At 63.1% G+C, this 18138-nt stretch carries 14 protein-coding genes and 3 tRNA genes; 9 read left to right on the plus strand and 8 right to left on the minus strand.

Features of this window, described 5'->3' with window-relative positions; translation table 11 throughout:
• Positions 1 to 31 precede the first annotated feature (31 nt).
• The 4 genes from aspS to ACJA3S_RS19120 all read right to left on the minus strand — a co-directional run bounded on the left by aspS (position 32) and on the right by ACJA3S_RS19120 (position 3254).
• Positions 32 to 1807, minus strand: a complete 1776-nt coding sequence (gene aspS / locus ACJA3S_RS19105; protein WP_015271474.1) for an aspartate--tRNA ligase — start codon at positions 1805 to 1807, stop codon at positions 32 to 34.
• A 93-nt stretch (positions 1808 to 1900) separates the two neighbouring features.
• The gene (locus ACJA3S_RS19110) at positions 1901 to 2122 is read right to left on the minus strand and encodes an FmdB family zinc ribbon protein (RefSeq protein WP_003254776.1); all 222 of its coding nucleotides are present in this window, start codon (positions 2120 to 2122) and stop codon (positions 1901 to 1903) included.
• 92 nt (positions 2123 to 2214) lie between these two features.
• Positions 2215 to 2544 (minus strand): ribbon-helix-helix domain-containing protein, encoded by a 330-nt coding sequence (locus ACJA3S_RS19115; protein WP_170031570.1) that lies wholly within the window; start codon positions 2542 to 2544, stop codon positions 2215 to 2217.
• 236 nt (positions 2545 to 2780) lie between these two features.
• Positions 2781 to 3254 (minus strand): Dps family protein, encoded by a 474-nt coding sequence (locus tag ACJA3S_RS19120; RefSeq protein WP_170031573.1) that lies wholly within the window; start codon positions 3252 to 3254, stop codon positions 2781 to 2783.
• 276 nt (positions 3255 to 3530) lie between these two features.
• On the opposite strand from ACJA3S_RS19120, the gene ACJA3S_RS19125 reads away from it, so the two are divergent.
• Positions 3531 to 4124 (plus strand): cold shock domain-containing protein, encoded by a 594-nt coding sequence (locus ACJA3S_RS19125; RefSeq protein ID WP_186687957.1) that lies wholly within the window; start codon positions 3531 to 3533, stop codon positions 4122 to 4124.
• A gap of 68 nt (positions 4125 to 4192) precedes the next feature.
• On the opposite strand, the gene ACJA3S_RS19130 is transcribed toward ACJA3S_RS19125, so the two are convergent.
• Together ACJA3S_RS19130 and ACJA3S_RS19135 are read right to left on the minus strand one after the other, a co-directional pair.
• Positions 4193 to 4399, minus strand: a complete 207-nt coding sequence (locus tag ACJA3S_RS19130; RefSeq protein ID WP_406819610.1) for a SlyX family protein — start codon at positions 4397 to 4399, stop codon at positions 4193 to 4195.
• Position 4400: 1 nt separating this feature from the next.
• Complete coding sequence (locus ACJA3S_RS19135) at positions 4401 to 4820, minus strand: HIT domain-containing protein (RefSeq protein WP_406819611.1); 420 nt, start codon at positions 4818 to 4820, stop codon at positions 4401 to 4403.
• A gap of 679 nt (positions 4821 to 5499) precedes the next feature.
• Here ACJA3S_RS19135 and ACJA3S_RS19140 point away from each other — a divergent pair.
• The 3 genes from ACJA3S_RS19140 to ACJA3S_RS19150 all read left to right on the plus strand — a co-directional run bounded on the left by ACJA3S_RS19140 (position 5500) and on the right by ACJA3S_RS19150 (position 9654).
• Positions 5500 to 6804: an OprD family porin gene (locus tag ACJA3S_RS19140; protein WP_406819612.1), complete on the plus strand. Its 1305-nt coding sequence runs from the start codon at positions 5500 to 5502 to the stop codon at positions 6802 to 6804.
• Positions 6805 to 6964: 160 nt separating this feature from the next.
• A complete protein-coding gene (locus ACJA3S_RS19145) occupies positions 6965 to 8680 on the plus strand; it encodes a proline--tRNA ligase (RefSeq protein ID WP_170031588.1) in 1716 nt (571 codons plus the stop codon).
• 20 nt (positions 8681 to 8700) lie between these two features.
• A complete protein-coding gene (locus ACJA3S_RS19150; RefSeq protein ID WP_170031591.1) occupies positions 8701 to 9654 on the plus strand; it encodes a hypothetical protein in 954 nt (317 codons plus the stop codon).
• A 160-nt stretch (positions 9655 to 9814) separates the two neighbouring features.
• On the opposite strand, the gene dinB is transcribed toward ACJA3S_RS19150, so the two are convergent.
• Positions 9815 to 10873 (minus strand): DNA polymerase IV, encoded by a 1059-nt coding sequence (gene dinB, locus ACJA3S_RS19155; RefSeq protein WP_170034257.1) that lies wholly within the window; start codon positions 10871 to 10873, stop codon positions 9815 to 9817.
• A gap of 220 nt (positions 10874 to 11093) precedes the next feature.
• Between dinB and ACJA3S_RS19160 the strand changes: the two genes are divergently transcribed.
• The 5 genes from ACJA3S_RS19160 (at position 11094) to ACJA3S_RS19180 (ending at position 15779) form a co-directional block, all read left to right on the plus strand.
• Positions 11094 to 11170: transfer RNA gene (locus tag ACJA3S_RS19160), tRNA-Met, on the plus strand.
• A 136-nt stretch (positions 11171 to 11306) separates the two neighbouring features.
• Positions 11307 to 11383 (plus strand) — tRNA-Met (locus tag ACJA3S_RS19165).
• Between the two features lie 123 nt (positions 11384 to 11506).
• Positions 11507 to 11583: transfer RNA gene (locus tag ACJA3S_RS19170), tRNA-Met, on the plus strand.
• Between the two features lie 261 nt (positions 11584 to 11844).
• Positions 11845 to 14487 carry a bifunctional lysylphosphatidylglycerol flippase/synthetase MprF gene (gene mprF, locus ACJA3S_RS19175; protein ID WP_406819613.1) on the plus strand — a complete coding sequence of 881 codons (2643 nt, stop codon included), beginning with the start codon at positions 11845 to 11847 and terminating at the stop codon, positions 14485 to 14487.
• Positions 14487 to 15779: a virulence factor family protein gene (locus ACJA3S_RS19180; protein WP_406819614.1), complete on the plus strand. Its 1293-nt coding sequence runs from the start codon at positions 14487 to 14489 to the stop codon at positions 15777 to 15779. Before mprF ends, ACJA3S_RS19180 begins: the two co-directional genes overlap by 1 nt.
• A gap of 253 nt (positions 15780 to 16032) precedes the next feature.
• Here ACJA3S_RS19180 and ACJA3S_RS19185 read toward each other — a convergent pair whose 3' ends face one another.
• Positions 16033 to 17943: a potassium transporter Kup gene (locus tag ACJA3S_RS19185; RefSeq protein WP_406819615.1), complete on the minus strand. Its 1911-nt coding sequence runs from the start codon at positions 17941 to 17943 to the stop codon at positions 16033 to 16035.
• Positions 17944 to 18138: the final 195 nt, after the last annotated feature.

Consider the following 18138-nt stretch of genomic DNA (forward strand, 5'->3'; position numbering starts at 1 on the left):
GCGCATCCCTGTGGATGCGCCCGAGGACCGCTTACTCGACCTTGGTCTGTTCGCGCAGTCGGATGTGCAGCTCGCGCAGGGCCTTGGCGTCGACCATGCCAGGGGCCTGGGTCATGACGCACGCGGCGCTCTGGGTTTTCGGGAAGGCGATCACTTCACGGATCGACTGGGCGCCGGTCATCAGCATGACCAGGCGGTCCAGGCCGAAGGCCAGGCCACCGTGAGGCGGAGCGCCGAACTTCAGGGCGTCGAGCAGGAAGCCGAACTTCTCTTCCTGTTCTGCCGCTTCGATGCCCAGCAGGCGGAACACGGCCTGTTGCATCTCCTTGCGGTGGATACGGATCGAACCGCCACCCAGCTCGGTACCGTTCAGGACCATGTCGTAAGCGCGCGACAGGGCTGCGGCCGGGTTGGCCTCAAGCTCTTCCGGGGTGCACTTCGGCGCGGTGAACGGGTGGTGCAGCGCAGTGAAGCTGCCGTCTTCGTTCTCTTCGAACATCGGGAAGTCGACCACCCACATCGGCGCCCACTCGCAGGTCAGCAGCTCGAAGTCGTGGCCCAGGCGGATACGCAGCGCGCCCAGGGCTTCGCTGACCACCTTGAACTTGTCGGCACCGAAGAACACGATGTCGCCGTCAACCGCACCAACGCGGTCGAGGATGGTATTGAGGTTGGCCTCGGGGATGTTCTTGACGATCGGCGACTGCAGGCCTTCGACGCCCTTGGCGCGTTCGTTGACCTTGATGTAGGCCAGGCCCTTGGCACCGTAGATGCCGACGAACTTGGTGTACTCGTCGATCTTGCTGCGCGGCATGCTGGCACCGCCTGGCAGGCGCAGGGCGGTAACGCGGCACTTCGGATCGTTGGCCGGGCCGGCGAACACCTTGAAATCCACGTCCTTCAGCTGGTCGGCGACATCGACCAGCTCCAGCGGGATACGCAGGTCCGGCTTGTCGGAACCGTAGCGGCGCATGGCTTCTTCGAAGGTCATGTGCGGGAATTCGCCGAATTCCAGGTCCAGCACTTCCTTGAACAGCTTGCGGATCATGCTTTCGGTCAGGCCCATGATCTCGCTTTCATCGAGGAAGCTGGTCTCGATGTCGATCTGGGTGAATTCCGGCTGGCGGTCGGCCCGCAGGTCTTCGTCACGGAAGCACTTGGCGATCTGGTAGTAGCGGTCGAAGCCGGCGACCATCAGCAGCTGCTTGAACAGCTGCGGCGACTGCGGCAGGGCGAAGAAGCTGCCGGCGTGGGTACGGCTTGGTACCAGGTAGTCACGCGCGCCTTCCGGGGTGGCCCGGGTCAGGATCGGCGTCTCGACATCGAGGAAGCCGTTTTCGTCGAGGAAGCGACGGATGCTGCTGGTGATGCGCGAACGCAGGCGCAGCTTGTCGGCCATTTCCGGGCGACGCAGGTCGATGAAGCGATAACGCAGGCGGGTTTCCTCGCCGACGTCGGAGTATTCGTTGAGCGGGAACGGTGGGGTTTCCGCTTCGTTGAGCACGTTCAGCTGGTAGCCGAGAATCTCGATGGCACCGGACGCCATGTTGGCATTCACCGCACCCTCAGGGCGCTTGCGCACCTTGCCGGTGATCTGCACGACGTACTCGCTGCGCACGCGGTCGGCAGCGGCGAAGGTTTCGGCGCGATCCGGGTCGAACACGACCTGGGCCATGCCTTCGCGGTCACGGATGTCGAGGAAGATCACCCCGCCGTGGTCGCGGCGACGATGGACCCAGCCGCAAAGGGTGACTTCCTGGCCGTCCAGGCTCTCGTTCAGTTGGCCGCAATAATGGCTGCGCATCATGATGGTGGTTTCGCTTCTCGTGATTCGTGTATTCGGTGGAGGCCTTGGCCGCCCGGAGGGCTAATACTGCAAGACCCGGTCACAGCATTCAACTCAGTCGGCCTTGTCGCCGCCTGCCAGATTCTTTTTCGCCCCGGTCTTGAAGTCGGTTTCGTACCAACCATTACCGCTCAGGCGGAAGCCTGGCACCGACAGCAGCTTCTTCAGCGCCGGCGCCTGGCAGGCCGGGCAATCGGTCAGCGGCGCGGCGCTGATCTTCTGCAGCACTTCCATGCGGTGCTCGCAGGATGCACATTGATAGTCATAAAGGGGCATGGGTGTCTCTCGTCAACCATAACGCTGGCTGCCGGGGCAGCAAAAAGCGGGATTATATATGGTTAGCAAGCACTGCGCAGCCCGCCCGGCGATCAGCGCACGCTTGGCGGGTCCTGCAGCCAGGCAACGCAGATCACCCGGATCAACCCGCTGAAGTTGCGCACCCCACCCTGGCGCAGGTGCACTTCGCGGTCGACGTAGGACAGCACGGCGCTGACCGAACAGCGGTTGGCCGCAGCGATGCGTTCGAGGATACCCCAGTAGACGGCTTCCAGGCGCAGGCACGTGGAAAAACCGTTGAGCCTGACCGAACGCGACACCGGCTGGGTCTGCTGCATGTCGAAATCCGCCTTGAACGGATCGATGCACTGTTTACCGGGCCAGCGCCCCTGGCCAGCCACACGCTTGCTCGCTTGCATCATGCGCCACTTCTCCTCGTCACAGGTAGCAGGTGGCCTATGAAGCGCTGACGAGCGCGGTGAGAGCAGCGGCAAAATGTTCCTGATCAGAATCCACGGCGGATGTGCGCCAGGCCGGAGCGGCCTGGCGTCGCGATGGGCTGCGCAGCAGCCCCGGCGATTGGTGCACTTACGCTGAACCTTGGGGCTGCTGCGCAGCCCATCGCGACGCAAGGCCGCTCCTACAGACAGACTGGCGATTACTGGCCGTCGAGCAGCACTCGCAGCATCCAGGCGGTCTTCTCATGTACCTGCATGCGCTGGGTCAGCAGGTCGGCGGTCGGTTCGTCACTGACCTTGTCCACCACCGGGAAGATGCTGCGCGCGGTACGCACCACAGCCTCCTGGCCCTGCACCAGCTGGCGGATCATCTCGTCTGCAGGCGGTACCCCTTCCTCCTCCTTGATCGAGGAGTGCCGCGCATAGAAGGCATAGGACCCCGGCGCCGGGAAGCCCAGGGCGCGAATGCGCTCGGCGATCGAGTCGACCGCCAGCGCCAGCTCGTTGTATTGCTCCTCGAACATCAGGTGCAGGGTGCGGAACGACGGACCGGTGACGTTCCAATGGAAGTTATGGGTTTTCAGATACAGCACATAGGTATCCGACAACAGGCGGGACAGCCCATCGACGATGGACTTGCGATCTTCTTCACTGATACCGATATCGATTGCCATGAAGTTCCCCTTTCCATAAGGCTTGAGACTCAAGCGGGTGCCGACCACTTTAGCAACACTTGGCGCAGGGTGCATGCGACATGGCGCAGCATAGCGCTTGGCAGCCTGTGGTTTGAGTAGCCTGCGGCTTTACTGTTAAATAGGCAGCGTGCCACCCGTGCGGACTGTCATTGCCGGGTGCATAGGCCGGCCTGTCACGTGTTCGCGCTCTACACCTCATGCGCACCGCGCCGCCGGCTCTTCCTGTGACCAGCCTTATCAACTGTGAGCCAACCCATGTTCAAGATCGTCCATCTGGTGACGGGCGTGGCAGCCTTGCTGCTATCGCTCATACCCAGCCTGAAAACCGATGCAACTCCCTTCCTGCAACAACCCGATGCGGTCTACCTGGCCCTGCTCGGCCTGCTCAACCTGATCCTGGCCCCGGTGCTGCCGCTGTACTACCGCGGCGCCCGCCAGCAGTTGCAGCACCTGGCTTGCGCGCTGCTGGTGGTGGCGGTGGTAGTGCAGACCCTGACCCTGCTGGCCCGCCCGGAAATGGGCAACCTCGCCGCACTGGTCTGCGCCGCCCTGGCCGTGGCCGCGCACCTGGCCGCAGGCCTGGCCCGCAGCCCGCGCAAGGCACGCGCCAGCCAGCCCGCCACGCAGGACTCCGGCAACCGTGATACCGGCACCGTCAAGTGGTTCAACACGTCGAAAGGTTTCGGCTTCATTTCCCGCGATTCGGGCGATGATATCTTCGTGCACTTTCGCGCCATTCGCGGCGAAGGCCACCGCATCCTGGTCGAGGGCCAGCGCGTGGAGTTTTCGGTGATGCACCGCGACAAGGGCCTGCAGGCCGAAGACGTGGTCGCCGTGACCCGCCGCTGATCACGGTTATCCCTGCAAGGCCGGCTTGCCGGCCTTGCAGGGCTGCTGCTCATCCAGCCGTATCGGCTTCAATAATGAGGCGGTGGCGCCTCTTCCCCTTCGTTGCCGCACTGGCCGACCATCTCTTCGTAACGCTTGATCAGCTCGGCCATCTGCAATTGCAGGCGCTCGATCACCCGGGCCTGCTCGACCACAACGTCATTCAGCGCCTGGATGGTGTCATCCTGGAACGCCTGGCGGGTTTCCAGCTCGACCACTCGCATTTCCAACGACATATCAGGCCTCTAGGTAACCTTCGAGTTTCAATTCACGCAGGCGCTGGCGTATGGCTTGCACCTGCTCGTCGCCATAGGCCACTGCCGGGTGCTTGCCCCACACCGGCGCAGGCCAGGCAGCGTCGTGGTGGTGACGCACGATTACGTGCACATGCAGCTGACTGACCACATTGCCAAGGGCGGCAACGTTCATCTTGTCGGCGTTGTAGCTGGCCTTCAGCGCCCCAGCCAGGCAGCTGGCTTCCTGCCACAACTGCTGCTGGTCCGCCGCATCCAGTTCGAACACCTCACGGATACCCGCGCGCCGAGGCACCAGGATGAACCAGGGATAGTTGGCATCGTTGCTCAGCAGCAACTGACACAGCGGAAAATTTCCCAGCACCAGGCAATCCTGCTGCAAACGCGAATCGAGGACGAACACGGCACATCTCCTTCAGGCAGAACCCACCCGCTACACGCGGAATCCAGGGCGGCAAGGATACCTTGCACGCTCCCGGTAACACAGCGCTACTTTTCGCACCAAAATGAGGCCTGCGACACCTCACTCAGCCCCCATAAATGACTCTGGTTGAACTAGTTGCGGTAACACATTGACTTTCATGACAGCTTTTTTGTTTTTAATGATTCTCGACTGCAACAGCCTCGTAACCCGCTTCGCCCCGTGTTTACGGCACCTTCCGACCCCCAGTAGCGGATTTTGTGAAAATTTCATGAAGTGTTGCGTATTTTGAGCACGCTTGTTGCATTCCCTCCACGCCAAGTCGGCACGACATCTGCTACGGCAGCTGTACGCGACAAATGACAACAGCGGCATTGGTTACCAGGGAGTTTGCCGCGCCAGCCTGCATGTACAAATGCAAGACGGCGACGGAAACAACGCTGGCGTTGTACGACCCTTTACCGGGGCGTGATTTGCGACATGGAAACACCTGTAAGCGACATGGCAAAAAAGTTCCGTAAAGGATGCATATAGCCATATCGCCAACAACAGTCAGCGTGCTATACATTTTCGCCGACATAACAAGAAAGAGCTGCACCATATAACTAAAACAGATGGGCGCAGCGGTACTCTTCCTAAAAAACCAAAGGAGCAAATCACGATGCGCGTGATGAAGTGGAGCATGATCGCCCTGGCCGTTGCGGCAGGCACCTCGCAGTTGGCTTTGGCCTCTTCCCAGGACGAGTCCAAAGGCTTCATCGAAGACAGTACGCTGAACCTGAAGACCCGCGCCATGTACATGAACCGCGACTTCAAGCACGGCGCAGGCAACATCGCCGACCCAAGCAAATCCAGCGGTTTCAAGAGCGGCCACCGCGAAGATAGCGGCGCCTCGCTGCTGGGCGTCTTCGAATCCGGTTACACCCAGGGCACCATCGGTGTCGGCCTCGACGTCATGGCCATGGGCAGCGTCAAGTTCGACGGCGGCAAGGGCACTGCAGGTAACGGCCTGTTCCGTACCGACAGCGACGGCCACCCGGAAGATTCGCAGGGCAAAGGCGGCGCAGCCGTCAAGTTCCGCCTGTCCGACACCACCCTGAAGTACGGCCGCCAGTTCGTGGCCAGCCCGGTCTTCGCTACCGACGACAGCCGCCTGCTGCCAGAAGTGGCTGAAGGTACCTTGATCACCAGCAAGGAAATCAAAGGCCTCGAGCTGACCGCAGGTCGCTTCACCGCGCTGAGCTCGCAGACCGGCATGGGCAAGGACAGCATCAACGGCAAGCACACGCCAGGCCTGACCTCGGCCAACATTGCCGGCGCGACCTACTCGTTCACCGACAACTTCATCGGCACCTTGGCAGCCTCTGACGTTGATGACTACTTCAAGAAGCAGTACATCAACCTCAACTACAACCTGCCGATCGATGACAGCCAGGCGCTGAACTTCGACTTCAACGGCTACCGCTCCAAAGACCAGGGCCAGGCCCTGTACGGCGAGCTGGACAACAAACTCTGGAGCCTGGCAGCTGCCTACAGCCTCGGCGGCCACAAATTCACCCTGGCCTATCAGCGCTCCAGCGGCGATACCGGCTACCTCTACGGCGTCGATGGTAACGGCACCATCTTCGTGTCCAACTCCATCCAGATCTCCGACTTCGTCGGCCGTGAAGAAAAATCCTGGCAGGCCCGTTACGACCTGAACATGGCTTCCTACGGCGTGCCTGGCCTGAGCTTCATGACTCGCTATGTCTACGGTGACAACATCGAGACCGCAGCGAACACCGAAGGCAAGGAACACGAACTGAACGTCGAGTCCAAGTACGTGATCCAGGAAGGCCCGGCCAAGGACCTGTCGTTCCGCGTACGCTATGCCGTGTACCGCGCCAACGATGCGTACGAAGCCGAGTACGCCGCAGACAACAACGACCTGCGCCTGATCGTGGAATACCCGCTGAGCATCCTGTAAGCCTGGCTTGCAGTGCCCCGCACCTGAAAAAGCCCGGCGATCACGCCGGGCTTTTTCTTGGCTGACAAGCGTCACGCCCTGGGGCATCCTGTACGCCTTCGTTTCGCCCCCGTACAATGCGGGGTCATTTCAATGTCTTAGGCAATCGACACGGCTCACCATGCGCACCAGTCAATATTTGCTCGCCACCCAGAAAGAAACCCCTGCCGACGCAGTGGTCATCAGCCATCAGCTCATGCTGCGTGCCGGCATGATCCGCAAACTGGCCTCCGGCCTGTACACCTGGCTGCCGATGGGCTTGCGGGTGATGCGCAAGGTCGAGGCCGTGGTGCGCGAGGAAATGAACGCCGCCGGCGCCCTGGAAGTGCTGATGCCCAGCATCCAGCCCGCCGAACTGTGGCAGGAATCCGGCCGCTGGGAACAGTACGGCCCCGAGCTGCTGCGCCTGAAGGACCGCCACCAGCGCGACTTCTGCGTCGGCCCGACCCACGAAGAAGTCATCACCGACCTGGCCCGCAACGAGCTGTCCAGCTATAAACAGCTGCCGCTCAACATGTACCAGATCCAGACCAAGTTCCGTGACGAGATCCGCCCGCGCTTCGGCCTGATGCGCGGCCGTGAATTCATCATGAAGGACGCCTACTCGTTCCATGCCGACCAGGCTTCCCTGCAGGAAACCTACGACCGCATGCACCAGGCGTACACCAACATCTTCACCCGCCTGGGCCTGGACTTCCGCCCAGTGCAGGCCGACACCGGCTCCATCGGTGGCAGCTACTCGCACGAATTCCACGTGCTGGCCGAGTCTGGCGAAGACGACGTGATCTTCAGCGACAGCTCCGACTATGCCGCCAACATCGAGAAGGCCGAGGCCATCCCACGGGAAACCGTGCGCCCTGCGCCTACCGAGGAGCTGCGCCTGGTCGACACGCCGAACGCCAAGACCATCGCCCAGCTGGTGGAAAACTTCGGCCTGCCGATCGAAAAAACCGTCAAGACCCTGATCGTGCATGGCGCGGAACAGGGCAAGCTGGTTGCGCTGATCGTGCGCGGCGACCACGAACTCAACGAAATCAAGGCAGCCAAGCTGGAACAGGTAGCCGACCCGCTGGTCATGGCCAGCGACGCCGAACTGCGCGAGGCCATCGGTGCCGGCGCCGGTTCGCTCGGCCCGTTGAACCTGCCGCTGGAAATCATCATCGACCGTTCGGTTGCCCTGATGAGCGACTTCGGCATCGGTGCCAACATCGACGACAAGCACTACTTCGGCGTGAACTGGGAGCGCGACCTGCCGGTGCCACAGGTTGCCGACCTGCGCAACGTGGTCGAAGGCGACCCGAGCCCGGACGGCCAGGGCACCCTGGTGATCAAGCGCGGCATCGAAGTGGGCCACATCTTCCAGCTGGGCACCAAGTACAGCGAGGCACTGAAGTGCCAGGTACTGGGCGAGAACGGCAAGCCGGTCACCCTGGCCATGGGCTGCTACGGTATCGGCGTATCCCGCGTGGTTGCCGCTGCCATCGAGCAGAACCACGACGACAAGGGCATCATCTGGAATGACGCCCTGGCCCCGTTCCAGATCGCCCTGGTACCGCTGCGCTACGAAACCGACGTGGTCCGCGAGGCGACCGACAAGCTGTATGCCGAGTTGACCGCCGCCGGTTACGAAGTGCTGCTGGACGACCGCGACAAGAAGACCAGCCCCGGCATCAAGTTTGCCGACATGGAGCTGATCGGCATCCCGCACCGCATCGTCGTCAGCGATCGCGGCCTGGCCGAAGGCAACCTGGAATACAAGCACCGCACCGAGCAGGACGCCCAGGCATTGCCGCTCGCCGAAGTGCTGACCTTCCTGCAGGCCCGCGTTCGCCGCTGATAACCAATGCACGAGTGATCATGTACAAGCGAAGTACCTTTACCCTGGGGGGCGCCGCACTGTGCGGCGCCCTGCTCGTCAGCGGTTGCGCCAACCAGATGTCCCAGCGCAGCGACCATGAGGAGCGCGTCGAGCGCAAACTGCTCGAGCACACCCTGCAGATCGATGTCGGCGAGCCGAAGGTGATGGAGCTTCCGCAACGCCGTGTGCGTGTGCATGAGCAGCAGCGCTTCGAAGTCACCGAGTTCGAAGTCACCCGCCGCTATGACCGCTATACGCCCTACCAGCCCTGGCGGGAGATCTACGAGATCCCGCTGGGGGCAGTGGCCGTGGTGGCGGGCGTCGGCGCCAACGTGGTCAACGTCTTCGCCCTGGGCAATCTGCCGGACAGCATCACCCACGACTGGCTCAGCTATGGTGTGGACGGGCTCAACCCGTTCATGAACGTGCCGTCCAACGGTCGTGCCCAGCAGAACCTGGCCGGGATCAGCGAAGTGCAGAAGGGCAAGCGCGAGGAATCCACCAGCGTACCGTGGAGCGAGCGCCTGGTCGAAGTCAAGGCCGGCAGGATGACCCACGAGCTGACCACCGACAGGAATGGCGTGCTGCGCCTGAACCTGCTCGACAGCCCGTTCTCCGAGCAGAACCTCAACCACATCGGCACCCTGCACCTGCAGGTGGTCGACGAGGACAACGCGGTACGTGGCGATGCCAGCCTGCTGGTCAGCGCCACCCTGCGCAACAAGTTGCTCGAGGCCCACGAATTGATCTTCGATGACCTTGAGGATGACGACGTCGGCCAATGGGTACACCGGGTCAAGCGCCTGTCCGAGCTGGGCCTGGAAGAAGAAGCCAGTGAAATGGAGCAGAGCCTGATCGAGCTGACCCGCAACGATCCGGAGCTGCAGCAGGAGTTTCTGCAGTCGCTGACCAAGGCCACTGGCCGCCTGGTCGCTGACCCTGGCGCGCAATAACCGGCATCACGCACTACCTGGTAGGAGCGGCCTTGTGTCGCGATGGGCTGCGAAGCAGCCCCGGCAATTCATGCATCAAGGCTGAAATCATGGGGCTGCTTCGCAGCCCATCGCGACACAAGGCCGCTCCTACAGGGGCCGCGTTAAATTGGCGGGCCAATTATCGAGGCGGGAACAGCTCCAGCTGCTCATGCGCGCCGCGCAAATCGCGCAACCTCACCCCCACCCCCAGCAAGCGTACCGGCTTGCCGCCACGGGCAAACGCCTGCCCCAGCAATTGCCGATAACTTTCCAGGTCCCGGCCCGCCCCGGCCTGCTCCAGGGTGGTCTGGCTGAAGTCATGGAACTTGACCTTGACGAAGGGTTTTTCCGGCCGGTAACTGCTGTCCATGCGGGCGATGCGCTCGTCCAGGCTGGCCAGCAGTTCGGGCAACCGAGCCAGGCAACTGGCCAAATCCGGCAAGTCGGTGTCGTAGGTGTTTTCCACGCTGACTGACTGGCGGCGGCTGTCATTGTGCACTGCACGCTCATCGATACCGCGCGCCAGCCCCCACAAGCGCTCGCCAAAACTGCCGAACTCACGCACCAGCGCCAGCCGCGACCATTCGCGCAGCTCCAGGCAAGTGTCGATCCCCAGCCGCGCCAGCTTGTCTGCCGTCACCTTGCCCACCCCGTGCAACCTGGCCACCGGCAAGGCCGCGACGAATGCTTCCACTTCGCCCGGGGTAATCACGAACAGCCCGTTGGGCTTGCGCCAGTCACTGGCGATCTTGGCCAGGAACTTGTTCGGCGCCACGCCAGCCGAGACAGTGATATGCAGGGTGCGAGCGACGCGGCGACGAATATCCTCGGCGATGCGCGTGGCACTGCCCGAATACCACTGGCTGTCCGTCACATCCAGGTATGCCTCGTCCAGCGACAACGGTTCGATCAGCTCGGTGTAGTCACGGAAGATCGTATGGATTTCCCGCGAGGCCTCACGGTAGGCCTCGAAGCGCGGCTTGACGATCAACAGGTCGGGGCACAGTTTCAGGGCATGCCGTGAGGACATGGCCGAACGCACGCCATAGGCGCGCGCCTCATAGTTGCAGGTGGCAATCACCCCACGGTGATCCGGTGAGCCCCCTACGGCCATGGGCCGTCCGGCCAGGCGCGGGTCGTCACGCATTTCGATGGCGGCATAGAAGCAATCGCAGTCGACATGGATGATCTTGCGCAAGGACATGGATGACCGTCAGCACTGTAAATTCATACAGATAGTATCGCATGCGTACTGTTAGGAAACAGCTCACCCGTGTCGGTACGCGATAATCGGCCTGAAAGCCCCGTCGTGCCTGAGCTGCACGCGACTGAAGACGCTAAGGGTTTGAACAAAAAAGGTTTTTCCGCAACATTTGCTTGACAACGGGAAGCGAATCCGTAGAATTCCATCTCACAGGCGCGGGATGGAGCAGCCTGGTAGCTCGTCGGGCTCATAACCCGAAGGTCGTCGGTTCAAATCCGGCTCCCGCAACCAGATTCGAGAAAAGGCCACTGTTAACGCAGTGGCCTTTTTCTTTGTGCGCAGAAAACCTCTGCCAGCAAAAATGCTCGAGAAATCAAACGTTAGCGCTTGACACACCCGCCACACACTGTAGAATCCGCCCCACTGACGCGGGATGGAGCAGCCTGGTAGCTCGTCGGGCTCATAACCCGAAGGTCGTCGGTTCAAATCCGGCTCCCGCAACCAGATTCAAGAAAAGGCCACTGTAACCACAGTGGCCTTTTTCTTTGCCCGTGAAATGTGTATCGCGAGCCTGAAACGCAAAAAACTTGACAGCAACCGCTCACGCTGTAGAATGCGCCCCTCTGACGCGGGATGGAGCAGCCTGGTAGCTCGTCGGGCTCATAACCCGAAGGTCGTCGGTTCAAATCCGGCTCCCGCAACCATATTCGTCAGAACAAACCCCGCCTGTGTAACAGCAGCGCGGGGTTTGTTGCTTTTCCCTCCCCTGCTTTTCGTCGCTCCCGTTTCCCACGCCTTGCCGCCACCCCGCACGCTTGAGAGCTCGCACCGAGGATGAACTATCTTTAACCCTGCCAGCCCGCTGAAAATGCCGGAGGCCGGAGTAACATTGGATACGTTTTTCTAAGGGACTATCACTTGGCCATCTCTTCCGCTCACCTCGCGCTGCCAGCCCGGGGCAATCCATGACTTCGCACAATCCCGAAACGCCGGTACCGCTCGCCGCTGCACTGCCCAATGCCGCGCAGCGCCTGCCCTTGCTCGAACGCCTGAGCCGCTATCGCCAGCCGATTGGCCTGGTGGTGACCCTGGTGTTGTTCGCCATGGCCTTGATCGCCTGCCGCCACCTGCTGAGCGAGCTGGACATTTATGCCCTGCACGATGCGATGCTCAGCGTGCCAGCCCAGGCATTGCTGGGTGCGTTGCTGGCTACCGTGCTCGGCTTCGTCATCCTGCTGGGTTACGAATGGTCGGCCAGCCGCTATGCCGGCGTGCAGCTGCCGGCGCGCAGCCTGGTGCTGGGCGGTTTCAGTGCCTTTGCCATCGGCAACGCCATCGGCCTGTCGATGCTGTCCGGTGGCTCGGTGCGCTACCGCCTGTATGCACGGCAAGGGGTGGGCGCAGGCGAAGTGGCACGGATGACCGTCTTCGCCAGCCTGTCACTGGGCTGCGCGCTGCCACCGCTGGCGGCCCTGGCGACCTTGACCGACCTGCCGGCGGCCTCGGCCGCCCTGGGCTTGCCAGTTGGCTTGCTGGCAGCTATTGCCAGCGCCGTGCTGCTGCTGTGCGGGGTAATGGTGGTCGGCTTGTACCGCCGACGCCTGGCCGAGCAGCCCTTGGCCGACAACCTGCTGGTACAGCTGGGCCGCCGCACGCTGCGCCTGCCCGGCGCGCGCCTGGCCGCCATGCAACTGCTGATCACTGCGCTGGATGTCGCCGCGGCTGCTACCGTGCTGTATCTGCTGCTACCCGAAGCCCCGCCGTTCGGCGCCTTTGTCCTGGTCTACCTGCTGGCCCTGGCCGCAGGTGTGCTCAGCCACGTACCCGGCGGCGTCGGGGTATTCGAAGCGATCCTGCTGGCAGCCTTTGCCGACCAGCTCGGCGCGGCCCCGCTGGCGGCGGCCTTGCTGCTGTATCGGCTGATCTACGTCGTGCTGCCCCTGCTGCTGGCCTGCGTGTTGCTGCTGGCCAACGAAGCACGGCGCCTGCTGTTCGCGCAGCAGGCGATCAAGGCGGCTTCCGGGCTGGCAGCGCCGGTGCTGTCGATCCTGGTATTCCTCTCCGGGGTGGTGCTGCTGTTTTCCGGGGCCACGCCCGAGATCGACACGCGCCTGGAGCACATGGGTTTCCTGGTGCCGCACCGCCTGATCGATGCCTCGCACTTCGGCGCCAGCCTGATCGGCGTGCTGTGCCTGCTGTTGGCCCAAGGCCTGCGTCGCCGCCTGTCCGCCGCCTGGCTGCTGACCACGGTACTGTTGCTGGTCGGCGCGCTGCTGTCGCTGCTCAAGGGGTTCGACTGGGAAGAAGCCAGCCTGCTGACCTTCACCGCCGCCCTGCTCGCCCTGTTCCGCCGTTCCTTCTATCGCCCCAGCCGCTTGCTGGAACTGCCGTTCTCGCCAGTGTTCCTGGTGGCCAGCGCCTGCGTGGTCGGGGCATCGGTATGGCTGTTGCTGTTCGCCTACCAGGATGTGCCCTACAGCCACCAGCTGTGGTGGCAGTTCACCCTTGATGCCGACGCGCCACGTGGCCTGCGCGCCGCCATGGGCAGCGCACTGCTGCTGGCGGCCGTGGCCCTGACCTGGTTGCTGCGCACCGCACCACCTGTGATCCACCTGCCCGATGAACAGGAACTGCAGCGCGCCAACCGCATTCTACTGGCCTCTGACCAGCCCGATGGCGGCCTGGCCCTGACCGGCGACAAGGCGCTGCTGTTCCACCCGGGCGACAACGCCTTCCTCATGTACGCGCGCCGTGGCCGCAGCCTGGTGGCCCTGTATGACCCGATCGGCCCGGCCCAGGAACGCGCCGAGATGATCTGGCAATTCCGTGACCTGTGCGACCTGCACCACGCCCGGCCGGTGTTCTACCAGGTGCGCGCCGAGAACCTGCCGTTCTACATGGACATCGGCCTGACCGCGCTGAAGCTGGGCGAAGAAGCCCGGGTCGACCTGCGCCGTTTCGACCTGGAAGCCAAGGGCAAGGAGATGAAGGACCTGCGCTACACCTGGAACCGCGGCAGCCGTGACGGTTTGAGCCTGGAAATCCACGAACCCGGCCACGCCCCGCTGGCAGAGTTGAAGGAAATTTCCGATGCCTGGCTCGGCGGCAAGAACGTCCGCGAGAAAGGCTTCTCGCTGGGGCGCTTCAGCCCTGAGTACCTGCAGCACTTCCGCATTGCCCTGATCCGCTTCCAGGGCCGCCCGGTGGCCTTTGCCAACCTGCTGGAAACCCACGGCAAGGAGCTGGCCAGCCTCGACCTGATGCGCGCGCACCCCGAGGCGCCGAAGCTGACCATGGAATTCATGATGATCGGCCTGATCCTGCATTACAAAAGCCATGACTATGCCCGCTTCAGCCTCGGCATGGTGCCGCTTTCCGGGCTGCAGCCGCGGCGTGGCGCGCCGCTGACCCAGCGCCTGGGTTCGATGGTGTTCCGCCGCGGCGAGCAGCTGTACAACTTCCAGGGGCTCCGGCGCTTCAAGGACAAATTCCAACCGGACTGGGAACCCCGCTACATGGCCGTGCCGGCCGGGCTTGACCCGCTGGTGGCACTGGCCGACACCGCCGCCCTGATCGCAGGCGGCTTGACTGGATTGGTGAAACGTTGATGACCCGTCGCTTTTGGCTGTACTTGCTGATTCCCCTGCTGCTGGCCGCCTTGGGGGGTGCGCTGGCGTTCTGGCTGTGGACGCGCCCTGCCCCCGAGGCGCGCCTGGAGCAACTGAGCATCAATGACACCCCGATTACCCGCGTGACGCCAGGCGTGCACCCCAAGGCCCGGGTAGCCATCGGTGTGCCGCAGGACCAGGCACTGACCGACAAGCAGCTGCTGGACTTGGCCAAGGCCGGCGAAGCGCAGTTGGTGCAGGTGATCCTGCCGCCCAATGACTGCGGCAAGCAGCAGCAGGCCATGGACCAGGCCCTGGCCCAGCTGCCGCAGAAGCCGACCCTGGTTGCCGGTATCGGCCCTGGCGCGGCCCAGGCCTGGCGCTGGCTGGCCAGCCAGAACGACGACAAGGCGCGGGCGATTTCCGTGGACTTCAACCTGGAACAACCCGGCTGCCAGGCGCCACTGCCGAAATCGGCCGCCCACGGCCACTGGAATGTCGCCTGGAACGACAACCCGGATGACGCCAGCGCCGCTTTCGTGCGTGACCAGGCCAATGCTGAAACCAGCATCAGCGACTACGACATTCACCTGCCCCAGGTGCTCAAGGCGCAACTGACCCAGGCCCTGGTCGGCCACGACGGCAACGCCTTGGCCATCCCGGTGGTCGAGGTACCTGCCGGACAGACCACCGACACGGTCACCCTGTTCCTCTCGGGTGACGGCGGCTGGCGTGACCTGGACCGTGACGTGGCCGGGGAAATGGCCAAGCTGGGCTACCCGGTGGTGGGCATCGACACGCTGCGCTACTACTGGCAGCACAAGACCCCGGAACAAAGCGCCGCCGACCTGTCCGAGCTGATGCAGCACTACCGGCAGAAATGGGGCACCAAGCGCTTCGTGCTGACCGGCTATTCGTTCGGTGCCGACGTGCTGCCGGCGATCTACAACCGCCTGCCGGTCGAGGACCAGCAGCGTATCGACGCGGTGATGCTGCTGGCCTTTGCCCGCAGTGGCAGTTTCGAGATCGAAGTTGAAGGCTGGCTTGGCAAGGAAGGCCAGGAAGCCCCGACCGGGCCGGAAATGGCCAGGCTGCCGGCGTCCAAGGTAGTGTGCGTGTACGGCGTCGAGGAAACCGACGAGAGCGGCTGCACCGACAAGACTGCGGTAGGCGAGCGCCTGAAACTGCCAGGTGGGCACCACTTCGACGAGAACTACCCGGCACTGGCCAAGCGCCTGATCGGCGAGATCGAGACGCGTCAGGGCAAGTCGAACGTGGCTGCACAGAACTGATAGCCTGTGAGGCCCATTCGCGGGCACGCCCGCTCCCACAGGTACTGAAGCCGCGAACACCGGCGTAGCCGGTGCCAGCCACCGCGCCGCCTGCTTCGCGGATAAATCCGCTCCTACAGTTTGAACACCGTACCCGTAGGCGCGGCTTCAGCCGCGATCACCGGCACAGCCGGTGCCCGCCACCGCGCCGCCTGTTCGCGTATACATCCGCTCCTACAGTTACCGCCGTAGGCGCCCGCGCCTGCCCTGAAAATCAGATCTCGACCTGGGTCCCCAACTCGATCACCCGGTTCAACGGCAGGTTGAAGAAGCGCAGGTTGCCGTTGGCGTTCTTCAACAGGAATGCGAACAGGTTGCCGCGCCAGCGCGACATACCCTCCAGCCGCGATGCGATCACCGTCTCGCGGCTGAGGAAGTAGGTGGTGCGCATCGGGGTGAAGTCCAGTTCATCCAGGTGGCACAAGCGCAACGCCGCCGGCACATCCGGTTCATCCATGAAGCCAAAGTGCAACAGCACGCGGAAGAACCCGTCGCCATAGGCCTCTACCTCAAAACGCTCCTGCTCCGGCACCCGTGGCCGGTCCTCGCTGACCACCGTCAACAGCACCACCTGGCTGTGCAGCACCTGGTTGTGCAGCATGTTGTGCAACAGCGCATGGGGCACGGCATCGGAGCGCGCGGTGAGGAACACCGCCGTGCCTTCGACCCGGTGCGGCGGCTGGATGCGGATACTGCTGATGAACAGCTGCAACGGCAGCGCGCCTTCGTCGATACGCTCCACCAGGATCTGCTTGCCGCGCTTCCAGGTACTCATCAGCAGGTACAGCACGCCGCCTGCCAGCACCGGGAAGGCACCGCCCTGGGCAATCTTCGGCACGTTGGCAGCAAAGAACAACCCGTCGACCAGCAGGAACCCCAGCAGAATCGGCACTGCCAGCAGCGGCGGCCACTTCCACAGCAGCAGCATCACCGCCGACACCAGGATAGTGGTCATCAGCATGGTACCGGTCACCGCCACGCCATAGGCCGCCGCCAGGGCGCCGGACGACTCGAAACCAACCACCAGCAATACCACGCCGACCATCAACGTCCAGTTGATCGCGCCAATGTAGATCTGCCCCTGTTCGTCACTGGAGGTGTGCTGGATCTGCATCCGCGGGATATAGCCCAGCTGGATGGCCTGGCGGGTCAGGGAAAACGCCCCGGAGATCACCGCCTGCGAAGCAATCACCGTGGCCAGGGTCGCCAGGCCGACCATCGGCAGCAGCGCCCAGCCCGGTGCCAGCAGGTAGAACGGGTTACGGGCGGCCTCCGCATCCTGCAGCAGCAACGCGCCCTGGCCAAAGTAGTTGAGCACCAGCCCCGGCAGCACCAGGGCAAACCAGGCCCGGGCGATCGGCTTGCGGCCAAAGTGGCCCATGTCGGCATACAGCGCCTCGGCACCGGTCAGCGCCAGCACCACCGCCCCGAGAATGGCGACGCCCATGCCGGGGTGGACCAGGAAGAAGTTCACCGCCCAGATCGGGTTGAATGCCTTGAGCACTTCCGGGCTCTGCGAGATGCCATACACCCCCAGCGAGCCCAGCGCCACGAACCAGATGACCATGACCGGGCCGAACAGCTTGCCGATCTTGTCGGTGCCGTGCTTCTGCACCAGGAACAGCGCCACCAGTATCACCAGCGAAATCGGCACCACCCAGTGGTCGATGCCCTCGAACGCCAGGCCCATGCCTTCCACCGCCGAGAGTACCGACACGGCCGGGGTAATCATGCTGTCGCCGTAGAACAACGAAGCCCCAATCAAGCCGCACACCACCATCAGCGTGCGCAACCGCGGGTACGCCGCCGTCGCCCGTCGCGCCAATGCGGTCAACGCCATGGTGCCACCTTCGCCCTGGTTGTCGGCACGCAGGATGAACATCACGTACTTGAACGACACCACCCATAACAGCGACCAGAGGATCAGCGACAGAATCCCCAGCACGCCGTCATGGTTGACCGGCACCCCGTAACCGCCGGTGAAGACTTCCTTGAGGGTATATAACGGGCTGGTACCGATATCGCCATAAACCACCCCGACCGCTGCCACCAGCAGGCTCAGCGACCGTGTCGCGCCCTGCTTCCCCTCGTGCCCGCCCTCGGCGTGACTGCTTGCCTGAACCATCGACCACTCCCGCAGACGGCCTTGTAGACCTTGGTATTCTCAATTCCTGCCCAGGCTGGCCTGCAACCTGGCGCAATGGCGCGAAGCATAGCGCAGCGTTCGTCGTATTTCTGCTGGTCAAGCGACGCAGTGCTCGCTAGAATTGCGCACTTTTTGATCAGAGGCGCCAAAAGCGCCCGTCAAGATCGCCCCCGA

Origin of the sequence: Pseudomonas sp. KnCO4 (assembly GCF_045344305.1) — a bacterium.
GTDB lineage: Bacteria > Pseudomonadota > Gammaproteobacteria > Pseudomonadales > Pseudomonadaceae > Aquipseudomonas > Aquipseudomonas anuradhapurensis.

Excerpts from the sequence above, each read along its gene's own strand:
- aspS (WP_015271474.1), bottom strand. The coding sequence starts at position 1,807 with ATGATGCGCAGCCATTATTGCGGCCAACTGAACGAGAGCCTGGACGGC.
- ACJA3S_RS19110 (WP_003254776.1), bottom strand. The coding sequence starts at position 2,122 with ATGCCCCTTTATGACTATCAATGTGCATCCTGCGAGCACCGCATGGAA.
- ACJA3S_RS19115 (WP_170031570.1), bottom strand. The coding sequence starts at position 2,544 with ATGATGCAAGCGAGCAAGCGTGTGGCTGGCCAGGGGCGCTGGCCCGGT.
- ACJA3S_RS19120 (WP_170031573.1), bottom strand. The coding sequence starts at position 3,254 with ATGGCAATCGATATCGGTATCAGTGAAGAAGATCGCAAGTCCATCGTC.
- ACJA3S_RS19125 (WP_186687957.1), top strand. The coding sequence starts at position 3,531 with ATGTTCAAGATCGTCCATCTGGTGACGGGCGTGGCAGCCTTGCTGCTA.
- ACJA3S_RS19130 (WP_406819610.1), bottom strand. The coding sequence starts at position 4,399 with ATGTCGTTGGAAATGCGAGTGGTCGAGCTGGAAACCCGCCAGGCGTTC.
- ACJA3S_RS19140 (WP_406819612.1), top strand. The coding sequence starts at position 5,500 with ATGCGCGTGATGAAGTGGAGCATGATCGCCCTGGCCGTTGCGGCAGGC.
- ACJA3S_RS19145 (WP_170031588.1), top strand. The coding sequence starts at position 6,965 with ATGCGCACCAGTCAATATTTGCTCGCCACCCAGAAAGAAACCCCTGCC.
- ACJA3S_RS19150 (WP_170031591.1), top strand. The coding sequence starts at position 8,701 with ATGTACAAGCGAAGTACCTTTACCCTGGGGGGCGCCGCACTGTGCGGC.
- mprF (WP_406819613.1), top strand. The coding sequence starts at position 11,845 with ATGACTTCGCACAATCCCGAAACGCCGGTACCGCTCGCCGCTGCACTG.
- ACJA3S_RS19180 (WP_406819614.1), top strand. The coding sequence starts at position 14,487 with ATGACCCGTCGCTTTTGGCTGTACTTGCTGATTCCCCTGCTGCTGGCC.
- ACJA3S_RS19185 (WP_406819615.1), bottom strand. The coding sequence starts at position 17,943 with ATGGTTCAGGCAAGCAGTCACGCCGAGGGCGGGCACGAGGGGAAGCAG.